Source organism: Streptomyces sp. NBC_00335 (genome assembly GCF_036127095.1).
In the GTDB taxonomy this organism is placed as follows: Bacteria; Actinomycetota; Actinomycetes; order Streptomycetales; family Streptomycetaceae; genus Streptomyces.
In genome coordinates this window covers 5,271,166-5,293,630 of record NZ_CP108006.1, presented here as the reverse complement: position 1 = coordinate 5,293,630, position 22,465 = coordinate 5,271,166, and the positions used below count along the sequence as shown (strand labels likewise).

At 69.0% G+C, this 22,465-nt stretch carries 14 protein-coding genes and 3 rRNA genes; 7 read left to right on the top strand and 10 right to left on the bottom strand.

What is annotated here, in order from left to right:
* Positions 1-227 precede the first annotated feature (227 nt).
* The 4 genes from OHA37_RS23825 to mtrA all read right to left on the bottom strand — a co-directional run bounded on the left by OHA37_RS23825 (position 228) and on the right by mtrA (position 5,757).
* Positions 228-995: a ComF family protein gene (locus OHA37_RS23825; protein WP_266908308.1), complete on the bottom strand. Its 768-nt coding sequence runs from the start codon at positions 993-995 to the stop codon at positions 228-230.
* 131 nt (positions 996-1,126) lie between these two features.
* Positions 1,127-2,989, bottom strand: coding sequence for an LpqB family beta-propeller domain-containing protein (locus OHA37_RS23820; RefSeq protein WP_266908306.1), 1,863 nt, complete (start codon positions 2,987-2,989; stop codon positions 1,127-1,129).
* Positions 2,979-5,066: an MtrAB system histidine kinase MtrB gene (gene mtrB / locus OHA37_RS23815; RefSeq protein ID WP_266908304.1), complete on the bottom strand. Its 2,088-nt coding sequence runs from the start codon at positions 5,064-5,066 to the stop codon at positions 2,979-2,981. The genes OHA37_RS23820 and mtrB overlap by 11 nt, the downstream gene beginning before the upstream one ends.
* Position 5,067: 1 nt before the next feature.
* Complete coding sequence (gene mtrA / locus OHA37_RS23810) at positions 5,068-5,757, bottom strand: two-component system response regulator MtrA (protein WP_274552971.1); 690 nt, start codon at positions 5,755-5,757, stop codon at positions 5,068-5,070.
* A 250-nt stretch (positions 5,758-6,007) separates the two neighbouring features.
* Between mtrA and OHA37_RS23805 the strand changes: the two genes are divergently transcribed.
* The 6 genes from OHA37_RS23805 (at position 6,008) to OHA37_RS23780 (ending at position 12,349) form a co-directional block, all read left to right on the top strand.
* A complete protein-coding gene (locus OHA37_RS23805) occupies positions 6,008-7,225 on the top strand; it encodes a DUF7544 domain-containing protein (protein WP_266908301.1) in 1,218 nt (405 codons plus the stop codon).
* 7 nt (positions 7,226-7,232) lie between these two features.
* Complete coding sequence (locus OHA37_RS23800; RefSeq protein WP_266908299.1) at positions 7,233-7,895, top strand: DUF4129 domain-containing protein; 663 nt, start codon at positions 7,233-7,235, stop codon at positions 7,893-7,895.
* On the top strand, positions 7,892-9,409 hold the full coding sequence (locus OHA37_RS23795; protein WP_266908297.1) for a DUF4350 domain-containing protein: 1,518 nt from the start codon (positions 7,892-7,894) through the stop codon (positions 9,407-9,409). The genes OHA37_RS23800 and OHA37_RS23795 overlap by 4 nt, the downstream gene beginning before the upstream one ends.
* Positions 9,406-10,368 (top strand): AAA family ATPase, encoded by a 963-nt coding sequence (locus OHA37_RS23790; protein ID WP_266908295.1) that lies wholly within the window; start codon positions 9,406-9,408, stop codon positions 10,366-10,368. The genes OHA37_RS23795 and OHA37_RS23790 overlap by 4 nt, the downstream gene beginning before the upstream one ends.
* Positions 10,368-11,678 (top strand): DUF58 domain-containing protein, encoded by a 1,311-nt coding sequence (locus OHA37_RS23785; RefSeq protein WP_266908293.1) that lies wholly within the window; start codon positions 10,368-10,370, stop codon positions 11,676-11,678. The genes OHA37_RS23790 and OHA37_RS23785 overlap by 1 nt, the downstream gene beginning before the upstream one ends.
* A gap of 74 nt (positions 11,679-11,752) precedes the next feature.
* Positions 11,753-12,349: a Uma2 family endonuclease gene (locus tag OHA37_RS23780; RefSeq protein WP_266908291.1), complete on the top strand. Its 597-nt coding sequence runs from the start codon at positions 11,753-11,755 to the stop codon at positions 12,347-12,349.
* Between the two features lie 95 nt (positions 12,350-12,444).
* Here the strand turns inward: OHA37_RS23780 and rrf are convergent.
* The 4 genes from rrf to OHA37_RS23760 form a co-directional block, all read right to left on the bottom strand.
* Positions 12,445-12,562, bottom strand: a 5S ribosomal RNA gene (gene rrf, locus OHA37_RS23775).
* 74 nt (positions 12,563-12,636) lie between these two features.
* Positions 12,637-15,760: ribosomal RNA gene (locus OHA37_RS23770) — 23S ribosomal RNA — on the bottom strand.
* A gap of 283 nt (positions 15,761-16,043) precedes the next feature.
* Positions 16,044-17,568: ribosomal RNA gene (locus tag OHA37_RS23765) — 16S ribosomal RNA — on the bottom strand.
* Together the 16S, 23S and 5S rRNA genes form the textbook arrangement of a ribosomal RNA operon.
* Before the next feature lie 605 nt (positions 17,569-18,173).
* Positions 18,174-19,181 carry a stage II sporulation protein M gene (locus OHA37_RS23760; protein ID WP_266908289.1) on the bottom strand — a complete coding sequence of 336 codons (1,008 nt, stop codon included), beginning with the start codon at positions 19,179-19,181 and terminating at the stop codon, positions 18,174-18,176.
* 115 nt (positions 19,182-19,296) lie between these two features.
* Between OHA37_RS23760 and OHA37_RS23755 the strand changes: the two genes are divergently transcribed.
* The gene (locus OHA37_RS23755; RefSeq protein ID WP_266908287.1) at positions 19,297-20,211 is read left to right on the top strand and encodes an RDD family protein; all 915 of its coding nucleotides are present in this window, start codon (positions 19,297-19,299) and stop codon (positions 20,209-20,211) included.
* On the opposite strand, the gene OHA37_RS23750 is transcribed toward OHA37_RS23755, so the two are convergent.
* The gene (locus OHA37_RS23750; protein ID WP_266908285.1) at positions 20,208-20,840 is read right to left on the bottom strand and encodes a hypothetical protein; all 633 of its coding nucleotides are present in this window, start codon (positions 20,838-20,840) and stop codon (positions 20,208-20,210) included. The two genes, OHA37_RS23755 and OHA37_RS23750, sit on opposite strands and share 4 nt — an antisense overlap.
* Before the next feature lie 129 nt (positions 20,841-20,969).
* The gene (ahcY, locus tag OHA37_RS23745) at positions 20,970-22,421 is read right to left on the bottom strand and encodes an adenosylhomocysteinase (protein WP_266908283.1); all 1,452 of its coding nucleotides are present in this window, start codon (positions 22,419-22,421) and stop codon (positions 20,970-20,972) included.
* Positions 22,422-22,465: the final 44 nt, after the last annotated feature.

Genomic DNA, 22,465 nt, shown 5'->3' with positions numbered 1-22,465 from the left:
CCGACTTCGGAGTCGAGGGACAACCTCTGCTGGCACGAAGTTTTCGAAACGTACAGACGCTCGAAACGTGCGCTCCGATGCATGGGGCCCAAGGTTCGCCAATTCCTTACAACCGAACATATCCCTCTATGCCGGTTGTCGGCACCCGCTACCGGAACGTACCTCCGTTCAGGTGGCCGTTCCCTCTTACTACCTGCAACGATGCGCCTTCCCCGCCAGTTCCAAATCTATTCACAAGTTTTTTGGTCTGTCCGAGTTGCGCCAGTGCCGGAACGCACGAAGGAGTCCGCCGGCGCGGCCACCACGGCGGCCACCAGAGCCGCCGCGGCCGCCCCGCCCGGCACCCCGATCCCGGCCGCGCGCAGCGCCCGCGCCGCCTCCACCAGCGTGGACCCGGTGGTGACGAGGTCGTCCACGAGCACGATCCGGGCCGCCCCCGCCGTCACCCGCCCGGCACCGTGACGCGCCTCCAGGGCCCCCGCGAGGTTCTCCCGGCGCTGCGCCGCCCCCAGGCCCGCCTGGTCGGCCACCGCCCGCCGCAGCCGCAGTACGGGCGTCACGCGCGCGGGCACGCCCTCCCGCCGCAGCCGCGCCGAGGCGGCCAGCGCGATCCTGAGCGCCGGGTCGTGCCCGCGCGCCCGCACCCGGTGCCGCGCGGAGGGCACGGGGACCAGGGCCACCGCCCCTCCCTGCGCCCCGCCCGCGCGGACGGCGGCAGCCAGGGCGGCCCCGAGGGCTCCGGCCAGCGGCAGCGCCCCGCGCTCCTTGTGGGCCAGTACGACGGCCCGTACGGCCTCCCGGTACGCGGTGGCCGCATACACCGCGGGCAGCCCGCCGGGGCACGGAGACGGCCGTACCGGGCCCGCCCCGGCCCCACTGAGCTCCGACCGGCAGTCTGCGCACAGCACCGCGCGGCCGGCCCCGCAGCCGGCGCACGTCACCGGCAGCACCAGTCCGGCGAGCTCACCGGCCCATCCCCGCCACCACTCCCGCATGACGTCCACCCTGCCGGGCCGGGACAGCACTCCACCAGCCCTGTGGACAACCACGGAGAGGGCAGGTCACACCCCGCCGCGGCGACGGCCGGCCCACCCTCACCCAGCCCCCAGCCTTCAGTCCCCAGCCCTCAGCCCGGGTAGACCGGAGCCTGCCCGCCGGCCACCACCGTGCGCCACTGCGCCCCCGGCGGCAGCCACACGATGCCGTCCTCCAGCGACTCGGCGACCACCGGCTTCTTCTCGTCCTCGCTCGCGGCCACCGCCACCAGCCCGTTCGCCCCGGGCAGCCCGGCCCCGACCATCGACCCGTCGGCCAGCATGTAGCGGGCCTGGACGACCATGCCGCTCTCCCGGCCCACCACCAGCAGCCGGCCCCGCGGCGCCCAGCTCATCGCCACCACGTCCGCCAGCTGCGGGGCGGCCGGGCGCAGCTCGCGCACCGAGACCGCGGAGACGTCGCCCTTCGCGTCGGGCCGCTCGATCCGCCCGATGTACAGGTATTTGCGGCTCTCCCGCTGCACCAGCAGCGCGATCCGCACCCCGTCGGGGGAGGCCTTCAGCCCCGTGATCCGCCCGCCGGCCAGCCCGGACACCTCGACCCGTTCGGGGGTGCCGGTGCCGCCGGGCAGCCGGTACAGCGCCGCGTCCTGCGGATCGGGGTCCGCGACCCACAGATCGCCCGCCGCGTCCCAGGTCGGGGTGGCGAGCCCGTTGGGCTTGGCCCCCTTGCCGGTCAGCAGCGACGGCGGCATCGCTCCGGCGGTGGTCAGGTTGACCACGTACAGCCCGTGCCCGTCCGCGGAGACGACCGCGGCCCGCTTCTCGTCGTAGGACACGGCGGCGGAGCCCACCTTGAAGGCCGGGTTCGTGGACAGCGGCCCGGGGGCCGGTGTCGGCGGATCCTGCTGGTCCTCACGGTTGGGGTCCAGGTTCAGCCGCTGCAGCCGGTTCTCGGCGTCCACGTAGTACTGGTGGCCGGGCGAGGGCGGCCGGTTGGCGAGCACGGCCGCGGCCGCCTCGGACACCTGGCAGCGCGTGGTGCCGTCGGAGCGCACGACGTCGACCCGGTCGACCCTGGAACCCGTCAGGTCCTTGACCGTGTAGAGGAGTTGGGTCGCCATCCGCTGGCACTGCGCCTCGTCCACGTCGTCCGCGTTCTTGTTCAGGGGCACGCGCAGCGTGTTCTGACCGTCGATCGAAAGGGACTTGGTGCCTTCCCGCAGTTCCGTACCGGTCGGGAAGCTCGAAGTGACCACCGGTCCCAGCCACTTGGAAGGGCCGGCCAGCAGCGAGGTGACGGTCTGGGTGGTGGGGTCCATCCGGGAGTCGGGGTCGCTGCGCTGACGCACGTAGACGGGGTCGGCGACGAGCGTGGCGCCCGCGAAGTAGTACTTGTTGACCGGCATGTAGATGCGCTGGAAGTCGGATTCGCTCAGGACCAGGCTGCTGGGCGGGGTCGCGATCCGCCACTGGTCGTCCTTCTGCACGAGCTGGAGGAACTGCTCGTAGCGCCGGCCGCCGGTCTCCGGCTGGTACGCGCTGCGCTCGTCCACCGTGGCCAGCATCTTGCCCGCGACCTTGAACCGGGGGGCGGCCGGGTCCTTCTCGCCCTGTACGGAGAACCGGTCGAGGCCGGCGGAGAGCACGGTGACCGCCGCACCGGGCTTCCAGTTCTTCGCCGCTTCCTCGGTGAGGTACTTGCGTGCGGTCTGGAGCTGCGGATCGTCGCTGGTCATGGCCTCCAGGAAACCGTCGACGATCTCCTGCGGGCTGGCCCGGTCGGCCGGCGGTACGCCGAAGACCCGGACCTGGGAGTCGACGCCCTGGGAGGCCTCCACGGGACGGACCTCGCCGTGGTCGGGCATGGAGGCGCAGCCGGCCAGCAGCAGCCCGGCCGCCCCGAAGGCGAACGCCCTGAGAGCCCCGCGAGCCCCGAGAGCCCCGCGGGTGCGCGGCGTGCGCCGGCGCGGCCGGCCCGGCTCAGCGCCCATGCGATCCGCCCGCTCCGGCTGCCCCGCCCGCTCCACCCGCTCGACCCGCTCCGCCCGCTCCACCGCTACCACCCTCTCGGTCGGTTGCTCCCGCCGTCCCGCCGGACCGCGCGTCCGCCGCCCCGCCCCCGGCGCCGTGTCCCTGCTCCGCCGGCCCCGGCCGGGTCACGACCCGCGCCCCGTTGCCCGGCAGCGCCGTCGGGTCGGCCGGTACCGGCACCGCACCCGCGACGGGGGACCTCGGCGGCATCGGCGACCGGTCGCCGCGCCCGGCCTGCTGCGCCTGCTGCGCCCGCTGCCCGGCGGCCGCGGAACCCTCCGCGGCGGCCCTGGCCCGGTTGGCCCGGGAGTCCTCGGGCTCCAGCGGGATCGGCGATCCGCGCAGCGGCTCGTCGGCGGTGCGCGGCAGCGTCAGGCGGAACTGCGAGCCGCCGCCGGGCTCGCCCCACGCCTGGAGCCATCCTCCGTGCAGGCGGGCGTCCTCGACGGCGATGGACAGGCCGAGGCCGGTACCGCCGGTCGTGCGCGCCCGGGCCGGGTCGGCCCGCCAGAAGCGGTTGAAGACGCGGGTGGCCTCGCCGGGCTTGAGCCCGACTCCGTAGTCCCGTACGGCCACGGCGACGGCCCCGCCCGCCGAGGCGAGCCGGACCACCACGTCGCGGCCCTCGCCGTGCTCGACGGCGTTGACGACCAGGTTGCGCAGGACCCGCTCCACGCGCCGGGCGTCGGCCTCGGCTATCACCGGCTGGGTGTCCCCGAGGACGCGGATCCGGGTGTTCTTGTGCTGGGCGAGCGGCTCGGCCGCGTCGATGACCCGGTGCACGACGTCCCGCAGGTCGATCGGCTCGGCCTCCAGCGCGGCGGCTCCCGCGTCGAACCGGCTGATCTCCAGCAGGTCGGCGAGCAGGGACTCGAAGCGGTCGAGCTGTCCGGCGAGGAGCTCGGCGGAGCGCGCGGTGATCGGGTCGAAGTCGGCGCGGGCGTCGTGGATGACGTCCGCCGCCATGCGTACGGTCGTGAGCGGGGTGCGCAGCTCGTGGGAGACGTCCGAGACGAAGCGGCGCTGCAGCCGGGAGAGGTCCTCCAGCTGCTGGATCTTGTTCTGGAGGTTCTGGGCCATCTTGTTGAAGGCCTCGCCCAGACGGGCGATGTCGTCCTCGCCGGTGACCTTCATCCGCTCCTGGAGCCGCCCCGCCGAGAGCCGCTCGGCGATCCCCGCGGCCATCCGGACGGGGGTGACGACCTGGCGCACCACGAGCCAGGCGATCCCGCCGAGGAGCACCACGACGAAGAGCCCCGCGGTGGCGATGGTGGCCTTGACCAGGTTGAGGGACTCCTCCTCCTGCGTGAGCGGGAAGAGGTAGTACAGGTCGTACGGTTCGCCGTTGATGTCGATGAGCCGCTTGCCGATGACGAGCGCGGGCTCGGGCAGTTTGTCCCCGGCGTCGGTGTAGCGGATCTGCGAGAAGGTCTTGAAGGCGCCGGTCGCGTGGTTGACGTTGCGGCGCAGCTCCAGCGGGACGCTGGCCGTGGGATCCACGTTGCCGGAGGCGCGGGCTCCGCGGACGCCGCCGAGGGCTCCGCGGGCGGACGGCTGTTCCTCGCCGGTTCCGGTGCCGGCACCCAGCGCCGCCACCTCGAAGGCGCTCTGCCCGCCACTGGCGAGCTGTTTGACCAGGGAGTTCATCCAGGTACTGGCGTCCCGGCCGACCTTGTTGTCGGAGGCGTCGGGCCCGTCCGCCGTATAGGGCGTATTGGCCTTCTCCTGCGCGACCGCGAAGCCGCCCGCGGCCTGGCTCTGCGCGGCCTCCTCCTTGGCGTCGAGGAGGCCCTTGCTGACCTGCGCGATGACCACGAACCCGAGGGCGAGGACCACGGCGAGGGAGATCAGCAGGGTCGCGGCGACCACCCGGAGCTGGATGTTGCGCCGCCACAGCCGGACAGCCGGAAGCAGCGGCCGGCGTACGAGGCGTACGAACAGCCGCAGTACGGGACCGCCGGGTGCTCCCTCGGGGAGCAGCCCGCCGCCCCGCAGCGCTCCCCAGCGGGAGCGGCCACGGGGCTTGCCGGGTGTCATGTCAGCTCGGTCCGGCCTTGTAGCCGACCCCGCGCACCGTCACGACGATCTCGGGGCGCTCCGGGTCCTTCTCGACCTTGGAGCGCAGCCGCTGGACGTGCACGTTGACCAGGCGGGTGTCGGCCGCGTGGCGGTAGCCCCAGACCTGCTCCAGCAGCACCTCGCGGGTGAAGACCTGCCAGGGCTTGCGGGCGAGCGCGACCAGCAGGTCGAACTCCAGCGGGGTCAGGGCGATCGAGGCGCCTTCCCGCTTGACCGAGTGCCCGGCCACGTCGATGACCAGGTCACCGATGGTCAGCTGCTCGGGCGCGGGCTCTTCCGAACGGCGCAGGCGGGCCCGGATGCGGGCCACCAGCTCCTTCGGCTTGAACGGCTTGACGATGTAGTCGTCGGCCCCGGACTCCAGGCCCACGACCACGTCCACGGTGTCGCTCTTGGCGGTGAGCATGACGATCGGTACGCCCGACTCGGCGCGGATCAGCCTGCACACCTCTATGCCGTCCCTACCGGGCAGCATGAGGTCGAGCAGCACGAGATCCGGCTTCGCCTCCCGGAAGGCAGCCAGTGCCTTGTCGCCGTCCGCTACGAACGACGGCTCAAAACCTTCTCCACGCAGCACAATGCCGAGCATCTCGGCCAGCGCGGTGTCGTCGTCGACGACAAGGACGCGTCCCTTCATGGTTGACATCATCCCATTAGCTAATCGTTACCCGGCGGTGAGCTGTCCCACAGCCAAAGGGGCTGGAAATCGCCCCTCGGACCTGCGTGGAGATCAGGGCGCCCAGTGTGCCCCGGATCCGGCCGTCATACGAAGGCGCGAACGTTCCCGTCTCAGGAGGCGGCTGGTCCGTTGGGGACGGCTGGTCCGTTCGAGGTTGTCACATGGCACGATGGCAGCCGGACCAAGCGCCCGCACCCCGCGTGCACGTGAAGGAGCGACGATGAACGACTCTCCGGGCTGGGCTACGCCCGGATCCTCCCCGTCCGACGGTGAGGGCTCCCACGGCACACAGCCGCCCGCGGGCGGCTCAGGCGATTCCAAGTGGTCCGCCGAGCAGCCGCCCCCCGGCCAGTGGTCGAGCCCGACCCCGGGCCAGACCCCGCAAACCCCGCAGCAGCCGCCCGCGGCCCCGCAGCCGGGCGCCGGCTGGGGTTCGTACGGCGGCTACCCGCCCCCGGCCGGCGGCTGGGGCGGCCACACCCAGGCGGTGAAGCCCGGCGTGATCCCGCTGCGCCCGCTCGGCATCGGCGAGATCCTCGACGGGGCCGTCAGCACCATGCGCAAGCACTGGCGCGCGGTGCTGCCCATCACCCTGGTCGTGGCCATCGTGGTCCAGCTGGTCAGCGTGCTCACCCAGAAATACGCGTTCGGCGAGCTCGTCATGGACCAGTCGAGCACCGACCCGATGGGCGAGCAGCTCGAATCCGTCGGCGCCGTGGTGGGGCTGACCGCGGTCGACGGGTTCATCCAGCTCGTCGGATCCATCGTGGTCACCGCCATGCTGACCATGATCTTCAGCCGTGCGGTGCTCGGCCACAGCTCCACGGTCGCCGCCTCCTGGCGCGAAGCCCGCCCGCAGGTCCTGCGGCTCTTCGGCCTGACCCTTCTCCTGGGCCTCGGCGCGGTCCTCGTCGTCGCCGTGCTGATCCTGCCCGGCGCCCTGGCCGGCGAGGGCGTCCTCGCCCTCTTCGGCGGCTTCGTCGCCCTGGGCCTGATCCTCTGGCTCTGGATCCGCTTCTCCCTGGCCTCGCCCGCGCTCATGCTGGAGAAGGCCACGGTCCGCAAGTCCCTCTCCCGCTCCTCGAAGCTGGTCAAGGGCTCCTGGTGGCGGATCTTCGGCATCACCCTGCTGACGAGCATCATCACGGGCATCGTGTCGAGCCTCATCGTCCTGCCCCTCACCGTCGCGGGCGGCCTGCTGTTCGGCGGCGGCCTCGAAGGCCTGGCCGAGGGCACCGGGGGCACGAGCTGGGGCTACCTGATCATGTCGGCCGTCGGCGTGGTCATCGCGCTGACGATCACCATGCCGATCCAGTCCGGCGTCACGGTGCTCCTCTACGTCGACCAGCGCATCCGCCGCGAGGCCCTCGACCTGGAACTCGCCCGGGCGGCGGGCATCGAGAACTACGGCACCACCACGCCGCCGACCGGAGGCTGACCCGGGAATGAGGAGCACGGGGGGCCTGCTCGCACCACAACCCACACCACAACCAGGCATCGGCCGCGAAGCCGCCCGCGAGGCGGCCCGCCACGAGCTGTCCAAGCCCGTGTACCACCAGAACGACCCGGGGCTGCTGCAGAGGGCGCTGGACCGCTTCTGGGAGTGGGTGGGCGACCTCTTCGACCGCGCCTCCGGGGCGACCCCGGGCGGGATCCTGGGCCTGGTGGCCATCGTGGTGTTCGCGCTCCTCGTCCTCGCGGCCCTGTGGTGGCGCCTGGGCGCCCCCGGCCGCACCGCCGCCCGCGCTGCGGGCACCCTCTTCGACGCGGGCGTCCGCAGCGCGGCCGACCACCGCGCCGCCGCCGAGTCCCTGGCCGGCGAGGGCCGCTGGAGCGAAGCGGTCCAGGAGCGCATGCGCGCCGTCTTCCGCTCCCTGGAGGAGCGCACCCTCCTCGACCCCCGTCCCGGCCGCACCGCGGACGAGGCGGCGGCCGAAGCCGCCGCCACCCTCCCGTCCCACGCCGCGGCCCTGCGCGCGGCGGCCCGCACCTTCGACGACGTCACCTACGGCGGCCACCCGGCCGACGCCGGGATGTACGCGACCCTGACCACCCTGGACCAGGCCCTGTCCCAGACGAAGCCCCTCCTGACGGGCTCCACCCCATGACCGGCCCCACCCCGGACCCGAACGCCGCGGACCCGAACGCCCCGGGCGCACCCGCGCCGCTCACCGCGGGCGCATCCCCCGGCCCGGCCCACCAGGGCGCAGGCGGGCCCTTCGCGCCCCCCGTCCACGCGACGGCCGGCGGCAGGCCCCACCCCACCGGGGCCGCCTCGGCCCCACGGCTCGGCGGGACCCACGCCGCGGTCTCCGACGGGCCGTCCGCCGAAGCTGCCGCCACGGGGCCCGACGCACCCCCCGCCGGGGCGTCCGCCGCAGCCGCGTCCACCCGCTCCGGCGGGCCCGCCACCCCGCCCCGTACAGCCGCCGCAGGCACAACGCCCCGAGACCTGTGGGCCCGCTCCCGCGGCTTCCTCCTCGCGCTGACGGTGCTCCTCGTCGGCGGGCTCGCCCTCGCCGCCCTGAACTCCGGCACCCGGCACGGCTACCTCGACCCCCGCTCCCCCGACCCCTACGGCAGCCAGGCCGTCGCCGAGCTGCTCAAGGCCCGCGGGGTCACCACCCGGGTCGTCACCTCCGCCGAGGCCGCCTCGGACGCCGCCGGCCCCGACACCACCCTGCTGGTCACCGACCCGGACCGGCTGGGCGAACCCCAGCTCCGCGACATCCGTTCCGCGATCGACCTCTCCGGCGGACGGACCGTCCTGCTCGCCCCGAGCGCGCTCAGCCTCCCGGCCCTGGCCCCCGGCACGCACACCCACGACGACGGCTCCCCGGCCCCGGACACCCACCTCGACCCGGGCAGCACCTGCCCCCTCCCCGCCGCCACGGCCGCGGGCCGCGCCGCGACAGGCGGCGGCTACCGGTACACCACCGCCACCCCCGGAGCCACCGGCTGCTACCCCCGCTCGGGCCACCCCACGCTCCTCGTGCTCCCCACCGGCATCCGCGGAGGCGACACCGTCCTCCTCGGCTCGGAGGCCGTGCTCCTCAACAAGACCCTCGCCAAGGAGGGCAACGCCTCCCTCGCGCTCCAGCTCCTCGGCACCCGCCCGAACCTCGTCTGGTACATGCCGTCCCCGGCCGACAGCGACCCCGACAGCGCCGCCGGCACCGGCGAGGAGCAGAGCTTCCTCGACCTGATCCCCGCCGGCTGGAGCTGGGCCCTGCTCCAGCTCTTCCTCGCGGCCGCCGTCGCCGCCCTCTGGCGCGCCCGCCGCCTCGGCCCGCTCGTCACCGAACGCCTGCCCGTCCTCGTCCGCGCCTCCGAGGCCACCGAGGGCCGCGCCCGCCTGTACCGCAAGGCCGGCGCCCGCGACCGCGCCGCCACCGTGCTGCGCGCCGCCGCCCGCGAACGCCTGGCCGCGCTGGTCGGCGTACCGGCCACCCAGGCCCACGACCCCGCCTCCCTGGTCCCCGCGGTCGCGGCCCGCCTCACGGCCGGGCCCCCGCAGGACCCGGACGGCCTGCTCTTCGGCACCGCCCCCACCACCGACGCGGCGCTCATCGCGCTCGCCGACCACCTCGACGCCCTCGAAAGGGAGGTCCGCACCTCATGACGGCCACCACGGACAGCGCCCGCTCCGCCCTGGAGGCGCTCCGCACCGAGATCGGAAAGGCCGTGGTCGGCCAGGACTCCGCCGTCACCGGTCTCGTCGTAGCCCTCCTCTGCCGCGGCCACGTCCTGCTCGAAGGCGTCCCCGGCGTCGCGAAGACCCTCCTCGTGCGGGCGCTGGCCGCCTCCCTCGAACTCGACACCAAGCGGGTCCAGTTCACCCCCGACCTGATGCCGAGCGACGTCACCGGCTCCCTCGTCTACGACGCCCGCACCGCGGAGTTCTCGTTCCAGAACGGCCCGGTCTTCACCAACCTGCTCCTCGCCGACGAGATCAACCGCACGCCCCCCAAGACCCAGTCCTCCCTCCTCGAAGCGATGGAGGAGCGCCAGGTCACCGTCGACGGCACCCCCCGCAAGCTCCCGGAGCCGTTCCTCGTCGCCGCCACCATGAACCCGGTCGAGTACGAGGGCACGTACCCCCTGCCCGAGGCCCAGCTCGACCGCTTCCTCCTGAAGCTCACCGTGCCCCTCCCCTCCCGCGAGGACGAGATCGGCGTACTGACCCGCCACGCGGCCGGCTTCAACCCCCGCGACCTGCACTCCGCCGGCATCCGCCCGGTCGCCGGCCCCGCCGAACTGGACGCCGCCCGCAAGGCCGTCGAGGCCACCAGCGTCTCCCCGGAGATCGCCGCGTACGTCGTCGACATCTGCCGCGCCACCCGCGAATCCCCCTCCCTCACCCTCGGCGTCTCCCCGCGCGGCGCCACCGCGCTGCTGGCCACGGCCCGCGCCTGGGCCTGGCTCGTGGGCCGCGACTACGTCACCCCCGACGACGTGAAGGCCCTCGCCCTGCCGACCCTGCGCCACCGCGTCCAACTGCGCCCCGAGGCCGAGATGGAGGGCGTCACGGCCGACGCGGTCATCACCGCGATCCTCACCCACGTCCCCGTCCCGCGCTGATGGCCTTCACCGGACGCGCCGCACTGCTCGCGGCCCTCGGCAGCATCCCCGTCGGCTTCCTCGGACCGAGCTGGACGGGGATGCTGGCGGTCAACGCCCCCATCGCCCTGGCCTGCGCGGTCGACTACGCCCTCGCGGCCCCGGTCCGCTCGCTCCAACTCGCCCGCTCCGGCGACACGTCCGTGCGCCTCGGCGAATCCGCAGACGTCCACCTCACGATCACGAACCCCTCCCCCCGTACGCTCCGCGCCCGGATCCGCGACGCCTGGCCCCCGAGCAGCTGGGTCCCCGGGACCGAAGTCGCCGGTTCCCGCCATACGTTGGCCGTTCCCCCCGGCGAACGCCGCCGCCTCACCACCCGACTGCGACCCACCCGCCGAGGCGATCGCCAGGCGGCCCGCGTCACGATCCGCTCGTACGGCCCGCTCGGCCTGCTGGCCCGCCAGGGCCACCACACCGTCCCGTGGACGGTCCGCGTCCTGCCGCCCTTCGCGAGCCGCAAGCACCTCCCCTCCCGCCTGGCCCGCCTGCGCGAACTCGACGGCCGCACCAGCGTTCTGACGCGCGGTGAGGGCACGGAGTTCGACAGCCTGCGCGACTACGTACCCGGCGACGACACCCGTTCCATCGACTGGCGGGCCACCGCCCGCCAGAACAAGGTCGCCGTCCGCACCTGGCGCCCGGAACGCGACCGCCACATCCTGATCTGCCTCGACACCGGCCGCACCGCGGCCGGCCGCGTCGGCGACGCCCCGCGCCTCGACTCGGCGATGGACGCGGCCCTGCTCCTCACCGCCCTGGCCACCCGCGCGGGCGACCGCGTGGACCTCCTGGCCCACGACCGCCGCCCCCGCGCCCAGGTCCAGGCCCGCTCGGCGGCCGACACCCTCCCCGCCTTCGTGAACGCGATGGCCACCCTCGAACCGGAACTGGTCGAGACGGACTCCCGCACCCTGGTCTCCACCATCCTGCGCAGCGCCCCCCGGCGCTCCCTGGTGGTCCTCCTGACCAGCCTGGACGCGGCCCCCGTCGAGGAAGGCCTGCTCCCGCTGCTCCCCCGCCTCACCCAGCGCCACACGGTCCTGCTGGCCTCGGTCTCGGACCCCCACGTGGCGGAAATGACGCAGTCCCGCGGCACGGTGGAAGCCGTCTACGAGGCCGCGGCGGGCACCCAGTCCCAGTCGGCCCGCCGCCGCACGGCGGAACAGCTCACCCGCCACGGCGTCCACGTGGTCGACGCCACCCCGGACACCCTGGCCCCCGCCTTGGCCGACGCCTACCTGGCTCTGAAGGCCGCCGGCCGCCTCTGACCCAGCCGTCCCGCCACGGAGACGTTCCGTCCTGATCTGGATACGCTGGGCGCGGCACCCACCAGGAGGACACCATGGCCGACCTCACCCCGGAGCAGCTGCGCCGCATGCACGACTTCGCGGAGCAACTCTCGGAGCTGGCCGAGCACCAGGAAGACCAGTGGAAGGTGCAGACCACCGACGGTCAGATCTCCCTCACGATGATGAGCCCCACGGCTCCCCACGGGCTGAACGTGGTGCGGCTACGCCGTCAGATCGAGGCACAGACGCCCGAGGTCATGGCTCTCAGCGACACGAACATGGGCGATCCGGTGACAGGCCTGACCAAAGTGCCCGACCTCATGGTCATCGCCGAGGAAGACACCGATGACACGGCGAGGGTGGTCAACTCGCGCGATGTCCTGATGGTGGTGGAGGTCGTCTCACGTACGAATTCCCTCACCGACATCCGCGACAAGCTCCACGACTACCCGAAGATGGGCGTCCCGCTCTACGTCGTGGTGGACCCCCGCAAGGACAAGAAGGCCGCCACAGTGCACAGTGATCCCTCGGGGGGTCCCGACGGCATCCGCTACCGCAAGACGGTCCCGTACGCCTTCGGGGACACCGTCGTCGCCGGCCGCTGGACACTCGACACGAGCAGCCTCAAGAGCTACCCCGCCGACTGGTAGGCCCCATCACCCAAATGGACCCGGCCCCGAAAAGGGTCCGTAAACGCAGAAAAGCCCCGTACCGGTTACCCGGTACGGGGCTTTCTACAATGATTGTTCGGCGGCGTCCTACTCTCCCACAGGGTCCCCCCTGCAGTACCATCGGCGCTGAAAGGCTTAGCTTCCGGGTTCGGAATGTAAACCGGGCGTTTCCCTAACGCTATGACCACCGAAACACTATGAAGTTAACCAAACCGGATATGACACAGTTCGTTACTTCAGAACTAACACAGTGGACGCGAGCAACTGAGGACAAGCCCTCGGCCTATTAGTACCAGTCAGCTCCACCCGTTACCGGGCTTCCACATCTGGCCTATCAACCCAGTCGTCTACTGGGAGCCTTACCCTCTCAAGGAGGTGGGAATACTCATCTTGAAGCAGGCTTCCCGCTTAGATGCTTTCAGCGGTTATCCCTCCCGAACGTAGCCAACCAGCCATGCCCTTGGCAGGACAACTGGCACACCAGAGGTTCGTCCGTCCCGGTCCTCTCGTACTAGGGACAGCCCTTCTCAATATTCCTACGCGCACAGCGGATAGGGACCGAACTGTCTCACGACGTTCTAAACCCAGCTCGCGTACCGCTTTAATGGGCGAACAGCCCAACCCTTGGGACCGACTCCAGCCCCAGGATGCGACGAGCCGACATCGAGGTGCCAAACCATCCCGTCGATATGGACTCTTGGGGAAGATCAGCCTGTTATCCCCGGGGTACCTTTTATCCGTTGAGCGACGGCGCTTCCACAAGCCACCGCCGGATCACTAGTCCCGACTTTCGTCCCTGCTCGACCCGTCGGTCTCACAGTCAAGCTCCCTTGTGCACTTACACTCAACACCTGATTGCCAACCAGGCTGAGGGAACCTTTGGGCGCCTCCGTTACTTTTTGGGAGGCAACCGCCCCAGTTAAACTACCCATCAGACACTGTCCCTGATCCGGATCACGGACCGAGGTTAGACATCCAGCACGACCAGAGTGGTATTTCAACGACGACTCCACAACCACTGGCGTGGCCGCTTCAAAGTCTCCCACCTATCCTACACAAGCCGAACCGAACACCAATATCAAACTATAGTAAAGGTCCCGGGGTCTTTCCGTCCTGCTGCGCGAAACGAGCATCTTTACTCGTAGTGCAATTTCACCGGGCCTATGGTTGAGACAGTCGAGAAGTCGTTACGCCATTCGTGCAGGTCGGAACTTACCCGACAAGGAATTTCGCTACCTTAGGATGGTTATAGTTACCACCGCCGTTTACTGGCGCTTAAGTTCTCAGCTTCGCCACACCGAAATGTGACTAACCGGTCCCCTTAACGTTCCAGCACCGGGCAGGCGTCAGTCCGTATACATCGCCTTACGGCTTCGCACGGACCTGTGTTTTTAGTAAACAGTCGCTTCTCGCTGGTCTCTGCGGCCACCCCCAGCTCACGGAGTAAATCCGATCACCAGTGATGGCCCCCCTTCTCCCGAAGTTACGGGGGCATTTTGCCGAGTTCCTTAACCATAGTTCACCCGAACGCCTCGGTATTCTCTACCTGACCACCTGAGTCGGTTTAGGGTACGGGCCGCCATGAAACTCGCTAGAGGCTTTTCTCGACAGCATAGGATCATCCACTTCACCACAATCGGCTCGGCATCAGGTCTCAGCCTTATATGAGGGACGGATTTGCCTACCCCTCGGCCTACACCCTTACCCCGGGACTACCACCGCCCGGGCTGGACTACCTTCCTGCGTCACCCCATCGCTTACCTACTACAAGTCTGGGTCACCGGCTCCACCACTTTCCTTTCCCCGAAGGGTCCGGAACGGCTTCACGGGCTTAGCATCGCCTGATTCGATATTGGGCGTTTCAAAGCGGGTACCGGAATATCAACCGGTTGTCCATCGACTACGCCTGTCGGCCTCGCCTTAGGTCCCGACTTACCCTGGGCAGATCAGCTTGACCCAGGAACCCTTAGTCAATCGGCGCACACGTTTCTCACGTGTGTATCGCTACTCATGCCTGCATTCTCACTCGTGAACCGTCCACAACTAGCTTCCGCTGCTGCTTCACCCGGCACACGACGCTCCCCTACCCATCACAGCGGGCGTTGGCCCTATTGCTGCAATGACACGACTTCGGCGGTACGCTTGAGCCCCGCTACATTGTCGGCGCGGAATCACTTGACCAGTGAGCTATTACGCACTCTTTCAAGGGTGGCTGCTTCTAAGCCAACCTCCTGGTTGTCTCTGCGACTCCACATCCTTTCCCACTTAGCGTACGCTTAGGGGCCTTAGTCGATGCTCTGGGCTGTTTCCCTCTCGACCATGGAGCTTATCCCCCACAGTCTCACTGCCACGCTCTCACTTACCGGCATTCGGAGTTTGGCTAAGGTCAGTAACCCGGTAGGGCCCATCGCCTATCCAGTGCTCTACCTCCGGCAAGAAACACGTGACGCTGCACCTAAATGCATTTCGGGGAGAACCAGCTATCACGGAGTTTGATTGGCCTTTCACCCCTAACCACAGGTCATCCCCCAGGTTTTCAACCCTGGTGGGTTCGGTCCTCCACGAAGTCTTACCTCCGCTTCAACCTGCCCATGGCTAGATCACTCCGCTTCGGGTCTAGAGCGTGCAACTCAATCGCCCTATTCGGACTCGCTTTCGCTACGGCTTCCCCACACGGGTTAACCTCGCTACACACCGCTAACTCGCAGGCTCATTCTTCAAAAGGCACGCAGTCACGACCGTTATTCCGAAGAATAACGGCGACGCTCCCACGGCTTGTAGGCACACGGTTTCAGGTACTATTTCACTCCGCTCCCGCGGTACTTTTCACCATTCCCTCACGGTACTATCCGCTATCGGTCACCAGGGAATATTTAGGCTTAGCGGGTGGTCCCGCCAGATTCACACGGGATTTCTCGGGCCCCGTGCTACTTGGGAGATTCTTAAGCAAGCCGCTGATGTTTCGTCTACGGGGGTCTTACCCTCTACGCCGGACCTTTCGCATGTCCTTCGACTACATCAACGGTTTCTGACTCGCCGACCGGCCGGCAGACCGATCAAAAGAATTCCCACAACCCCGCATGCGCAACCCCTGCCGGGTATCACACGCATACGGTTTGGCCTCATCCGGTTTCGCTCGCCACTACTCCCGGAATCACGGTTGTTTTCTCTTCCTGCGGGTACTGAGATGTTTCACTTCCCCGCGTTCCCTCCACACTGCCTATGTGTTCAGCAGTGGGTGACAGCCCATGACGACTGCCGGGTTTCCCCATTCGGACACCCCCGGATCAAAGCTCAGTTGGCAGCTCCCCGGGGCCTATCGCGGCCTCTCACGTCCTTCATCGGTTCCTGGTGCCAAGGCATCCACCGTGCGCCCTTAAAAACTTGGCCTACAGATGCTCGCGTCCACTGTGTAGTTCTCAAGCAACGACCAGTCACCCATCACCCTCACCCTAAGGCGAAGTTCACTGGGGCCGGCATCGCGAAGATAAGACCTTTCGGCCGTACCCTCAGATACCCAACAACGTGCCAAGCACGATCCCCCGTCAGTGAGTCACTTTCCACGCCGAAGCAGTACTTGTGATCCATCCAGGAAACCGTGCCAACTAATCAACGTTCCACCCTGAGCTGACCGTGCAGAACGTTTGTCTGCAATCGGTACTGTGCTCCTTAGAAAGGAGGTGATCCAGCCGCACCTTCCGGTACGGCTACCTTGTTACGACTTCGTCCCAATCGCCAGTCCCACCTTCGACAGCTCCCTCCCTTACGGGTTGGGCCACCGGCTTCGGGTGTTACCGACTTTCGTGACGTGACGGGCGGTGTGTACAAGGCCCGGGAACGTATTCACCGCAGCAATGCTGATCTGCGATTACTAGCAACTCCGACTTCATGGGGTCGAGTTGCAGACCCCAATCCGAACTGAGACCGGCTTTTTGAGATTCGCTCCACCTCACGGTATCGCAGCTCATTGTACCGGCCATTGTAGCACGTGTGCAGCCCAAGACATAAGGGGCATGATGACTTGACGTCGTCCCCACCTTCCTCCGAGTTGACCCCGGCGGTCTCCTGTGAGTCCCCATCACCCCGAAGGGCATGCTGGCAACACAGGACAAGGGTTGCGCTCGTTGCGGGACTTAACCCAACATCTCACGACACGAGCTGACGACAGCCATGCACCACCTGTATACCGACCACAAGGGGGGCACTATCTCTAATGCTTTCCGGTATATGTCAAGCCTTGGTAAGGTTCTTCGCGTTGCGTCGAATTAAGCCACATGCTCCGCTGCTTGTGCGGGCCCCCGTCAATTCCTTTGAGTTTTAGCCTTGCGGCCGTACTCCCCAGGCGGGGAACTTAATGCGTTAGCTGCGGCACCGACGACGTGGAATGTCGCCAACACCTAGTTCCCAACGTTTACGGCGTGGACTACCAGGGTATCTAATCCTGTTCGCTCCCCACGCTTTCGCTCCTCAGCGTCAGTAATGGCCCAGAGATCCGCCTTCGCCACCGGTGTTCCTCCTGATATCTGCGCATTTCACCGCTACACCAGGAATTCCGATCTCCCCTACCACACTCTAGCTAGCCCGTATCGAATGCAGACCCGAGGTTAAGCCTCGGGCTTTCACATCCGACGTGACAAGCCGCCTACGAGCTCTTTACGCCCAATAATTCCGGACAACGCTTGCGCCCTACGTATTACCGCGGCTGCTGGCACGTAGTTAGCCGGCGCTTCTTCTGCAGGTACCGTCACTTTCGCTTCTTCCCTGCTGAAAGAGGTTTACAACCCGAAGGCCGTCATCCCTCACGCGGCGTCGCTGCATCAGGCTTTCGCCCATTGTGCAATATTCCCCACTGCTGCCTCCCGTAGGAGTCTGGGCCGTGTCTCAGTCCCAGTGTGGCCGGTCGCCCTCTCAGGCCGGCTACCCGTCGTCGCCTTGGTGGGCCATTACCCCACCAACAAGCTGATAGGCCGCGGGCTCATCCTTCACCGCCGGAGCTTTTAACCCCCGCCCATGCGGGCAGGAGTGTTATCCGGTATTAGACCCCGTTTCCAGGGCTTGTCCCAGAGTGAAGGGCAGATTGCCCACGTGTTACTCACCCGTTCGCCACTAATCCACCCCGAAGGGCTTCATCGTTCGACTTGCATGTGTTAAGCACGCCGCCAGCGTTCGTCCTGAGCCAGGATCAAACTCTCCATGAATGTTTACCGGTAATCCGGTGCACACGCACTTAGAGCGGGACAGTCATGTCGGAATAAGACCGACCGTCCACTGCGTCCTCGCTGTGTAATTGCCTGCAAGCGTCAGGGCCGAAGCCGCGACCTCACAGGTCTTTTTCAAAGGAACCTCATCCACCGAAATGGACGGGGTATCAACTTTTTGGCGTTGATTTTTGGCACGCTGTTGAGTTCTCAAGGAACGGACGCTTCCTTTGTACTCACCCTCTCGGGCTTTCCTCCGGGCTTTCGTTCTGTTCTTGCGTTTCCGACTCTATCAGACTCTTTCGCGTCCGATTCCCAGTCAGCGGGATTCGCTTTCCAGTTCTTCGCTTTCGCGTTTCCCTTTCCGGCGAGACCGACTCTATCAGAAGATTTCCACCGGATTTCCCGGCTTCGGCTTCCTGAATGAAGAGTTGGGTGTGCCCACTTGGAATTCAATTCCTGGGGGGCGAGAAAGACTTTAAACCATCGCTGCCGAACTTGTCCAGTTCGAGGCAACCGTTCGAATCTACCTCCCCGCAGCCGCCGTGTCAACGGTGTTTGCGGGACGACGAGGAGACTAGCAGCTCAGCAGGGTCGTACGCACATCAGGCGGCGGTGGGGAGCGTCGCCGTCTGGTCGGCCTGTTCCACGTCGCCCGTGTCGCCGGCTCGGGCCGCTCGGCCGCCCAGGACGTAGACGTAGAGCAGGAAGGCCGCCTCGGCGGCCACGCCGATGCTGATGCGGGCCCATGTGGGCAGGCCGGAGGGGGTGACGAAGCCTTCGATCAGGCCGGAGAGGAAGAGGACCGCCGCCAGGCCGATGGCCATGCCGAGGGCGGCGCGGCCCTGTTCGGCCAGGGCGACGCGGCGGGTGCGGTGGCCCGGGTCGATGACCGTCCAGCCCAGGCGCAGGCCCGTGCCCGCGGCCACGAAGACGGCGGTCAGTTCGAGAAGGCCGTGCGGGAGGATCAGGCCGAGGAAGACGTCGAGGCGGTCGGCCGAGGACATCAGGCCGATGCCGACGCCGAGGTTCAGCATGTTCTGCCACAGGATGTACAGGACCGGCAGGCCCAGGAAGCCGCCCAGGACCAGGCAGATCGCGGCCGCCTGGGCGTTGTTCGTCCAGACCTGGGCCGCGAAGGAGGCCGCGGGGTGGCTGGAGTAGTACGTCTCGTACCCGCCGCCCGGCTTCGTCATCGCCTTCAGGTCCTCCGGAGCTCCGATGGCGCTCTGGATCTCCGGGTGGGTGGCTATCCACCAGCCGACGAGCACGCCGACGGCGGTGGAGATCAGTGCCGTGGGTATCCACCAGCGGCGGCTGAGGTAGACGGCGGCCGGGAAGCCCGAGGTGAAGAAGCGGGCCGCGTCGCGCCAGCTGGACCGCCGGGTGCCCGTCACCGTGGCGCGGGCGCGGGCCACGAGCTGGGTCAGGCGGCCCGTGAGCATCGGGTCGGGGGTGCTGGACTGGACCAGGGAGAGGTGGGTGGCCGTGCGCTGGTAGAGCGCGACGAGCTCGTCGGCCTCGGCTCCCGTGAGGCGCCGGCCCCGGCCCAGGAGCTGTTCCAGGCGGGCCCACTCTGCTTGGTGGGCCGCAACGAAGACGTCGAGATCCATGCGGTTGGCGCTCCCCTGCCCCTGGTCCCTACCGGTTACTCCTACTGCTTGCTTCGTCAGCTTGGCAGACTGGAGGCCGATGGGGCGGGGCAGGTCACGTGAAGGGTGTGCATCGGTGAGCGATCTGGTGACGGGGGACGCGGTCGTCCTGGGGCTACGGCCGGCGAGGCTGCCGAGCCGGGCGCTGGCGATCCTGCTCGACCTGGTCGTGTACGTCGCCGGGTACTTGCTGCTCGCCATCGGACTGGTCCTGTCCACCGCTTCGATGGACGGGGCGGCCCGGGCGGCCGTGTCGGTGGCCTCGTTCGTCCTCATCCTGGTCGGCGTGCCGATCGCCGTGGAGACGCTGAGCCACGGGCGGTCACTGGGCAAGCTCGCGTGCGGGCTACGGGTGGTGCGCGACGACGGCGGGCCGATCCGCTTCCGGCACGCGCTGGTGCGCGGGGCCTTCGGGGTCTTCGAACTGCTGCTGACCTTCGGATCCGTGGCGTGCATCGCCTCGCTGTTCTCCGAGCGGGGGCGGCGGCTCGGGGACGTGTTCGCGGGGACGCTGGTCATCCGGGAGCGGGTGCCGGGGGCACGGGTGATGCCGGTGCCCGCGCCGCCTCCGTGGCTGGCCGGGCGGTTCGGCGGGCTGGACCTGTCCGCGGTGCCGGACGGGCTGTGGCTGGCGATCCGGCAGTACCTGACGCGCATGGACCGGCTGGATCCGCAGGTGAGCGCCACCATGGCGGCCCGGCTCGCGGACGATCTGGTGGCACGTACGGGGGCTCCGCCGCCGGTCGGGGTGCCCGCCGCCGCGTTCCTGATGGCCGTGGTGCACGAACGGCAGTCGCGCGACGCCGCGCGGGCCTTCCGGCAGCAGCCCGCTCCCGGGGCGGCTCCGGTTCCGTACGGGCAGAGCGCGCCCGTGGTGATGCCGGCCGTGGCGGCGCCGGCGGTGGTGCCCGTCGCGGCTCCCGTGGTGGCGGCGCCCGCGCCCGTACCCGTCGAACCGCCGAAGGCGACCGGGTTCGCGCCGCCCGCCTAGTCGGACGATGCGTCGGTGAAGGCCGACGGCGGGGTTTCCAGGTGTTCGAGCTCGATGCCGGGGGCCGAGAGGACCACGTCCCCGGCGATGTGGACCGTGTGGACCTCGCCGGTGTCCAGGGCCGTGACCCGGTACTCGTCGACCAGGAGCGGGCCGCTGTCCGTGGGGTGCTCGGCGCGGTTCAGGAGGGCCCAGGCCTGGTCGGTCGTACGGGCCGCCAGGACGGGGTCGGTCAGGGCGACGAGGCGGACGCGGGTGGCGGGGGCGCCGGGGGCCAGGCGCAGCAGCCGGGCCGTGGCGACGAGGAAGGCCGGGGAGGTGCCGGTGAATCCGGCGGCGCCGGGGACGTTGCCCTCGGTGGCTTCGGCTCCGGCCGGGTCGGTGCGGACCCAGGTGATCCCGTCGATGGCGGCGCCGCGGACCTGCCAGCTGGAGGCGTTGACCTCCAGGCGGATGGGGCGGCCCAGTTCGTCGACGGCCAGGTCGACGGAGCCGCGGTGCGCACCGTCGGGTGCGGTGAGCTGGGAGACGTAGCGCCAGCCGGAGGGGCCCGGGGCGCAGTGGAAGTGCTCCTCGCCGAGGGGGGTGTGGTCGTGCGGGTCGTGGAGCGCGTAGCGGCCTCGGGGCATGGGGCGTCTTCCTGGACTTCGGGCGGAGAGGGGTGCGGGCGGGTACGGGGCAGGCCCCCGGCACGGATGCCGGGGGCCTGACGCGCGGATGCCGCGCTGGTGCTGCTGGGTGCCGCTGATCCGTGGGGATCAGTAGCGGTAGTGGTCCGGCTTGTACGGGCCCGCGACGTCCACGCCGATGTAGGAGGCCTGCTCCGGGCGCAGGGTGGTGAGGCGGACGCCGAGGGCGTCGAGGTGCAGGCGGGCCACCTTCTCGTCGAGGTGCTTGGGGAGCACGTAGACGTCGGTGGGGTACTCGGCCGGCTTGGTGAAGAGCTCGATCTGGGCCAGGGTCTGGTCCGCGAAGGAGTTCGACATCACGAAGGACGGGTGACCGGTGGCGTTGCCCAGGTTCAGCAGGCGGCCCTCGGACAGGACGATGAGGACCTTGCCGTCGGGGAACTTCCAGGTGTGGACCTGGGGCTTGACCTCGTCCTTGACGATGCCCTCGATCTTCGCGAGGCCGGCCATGTCGATCTCGTTGTCGAAGTGGCCGATGTTGCCGACGATGGCCTGGTGCTTCATCTTGGCCATGTCGGCGGCCATGATGATGTCCTTGTTGCCCGTGGTGGTGATGAAGATGTCGGCCGTCGCGACGACGTCGTCCAGGGTCGCGACCTGGTAGCCGTCCATCGCCGCCTGCAGGGCGCAGATCGGGTCGATCTCGGTGACGATGACGCGCGCGCCCTGGCCGCGCAGCGACTCGGCGCAGCCCTTGCCGACGTCGCCGTAGCCGAAGACCACGGCGGTCTTGCCGCCGATGAGGACGTCGGTGGCGCGGTTGATGCCGTCGATGAGGGAGTGGCGGCAGCCGTACTTGTTGTCGAACTTCGACTTGGTGACGGCGTCGTTCACGTTGATCGCCGGGAAGAGCAGGGTGCCTTCGGCCATCATCTCGTAAAGACGGTGGACGCCGGTGGTGGTCTCCTCGGTGACGCCGCGGATCTCGGACGCGAGCTGCGTCCACTTCTGCGGGGCCTCGCCCAGGGTGCGGTTGAGGAGGGTCAGGATGTTGGCGTACTCCTCGGAGTCCGCGGTGGACGGGTCCGGGGCCGCGCCGGCCTTCTCGAACTCGACGCCCTTGTGGACGAGGAGGGTGGCGTCGCCACCGTCGTCGAGGATCATGTTGGGGCCGCCGGTGGGGGTGTTCGGCCAGGTCAGCGCCTGCTCCGTGCACCACCAGTACTCTTCCAGCGTCTCGCCCTTCCAGGCGAAGACGGGGACGCCCTGCGGGTTCTCCGCGGTGCCGTTCGGGCCCACCGCGATGGCGGCGGCCGCGTGGTCCTGGGTGGAGAAGATGTTGCAGGAGGCCCAGCGGACCTCGGCGCCGAGGGCGACCAGGGTCTCGATGAGGACGGCGGTCTGCACGGTCATGTGCAGGGAGCCGGTGACGCGAGCGCCGGCGAGCGGCTGGGTGGCCGCGTACTCCCGGCGGATCGACATCAGGCCGGGCATCTCGTGCTCGGCGAGGGTGATCTCCTTGCGTCCGAAGACGGCGAGGGAGAGGTCCGCGACCTTGAAGTCGGTGAATGCGGCAGTCATGTGGTGCTGCTCCTCGTGAGGTAGAGAGGTGGGTACGGCTGAGC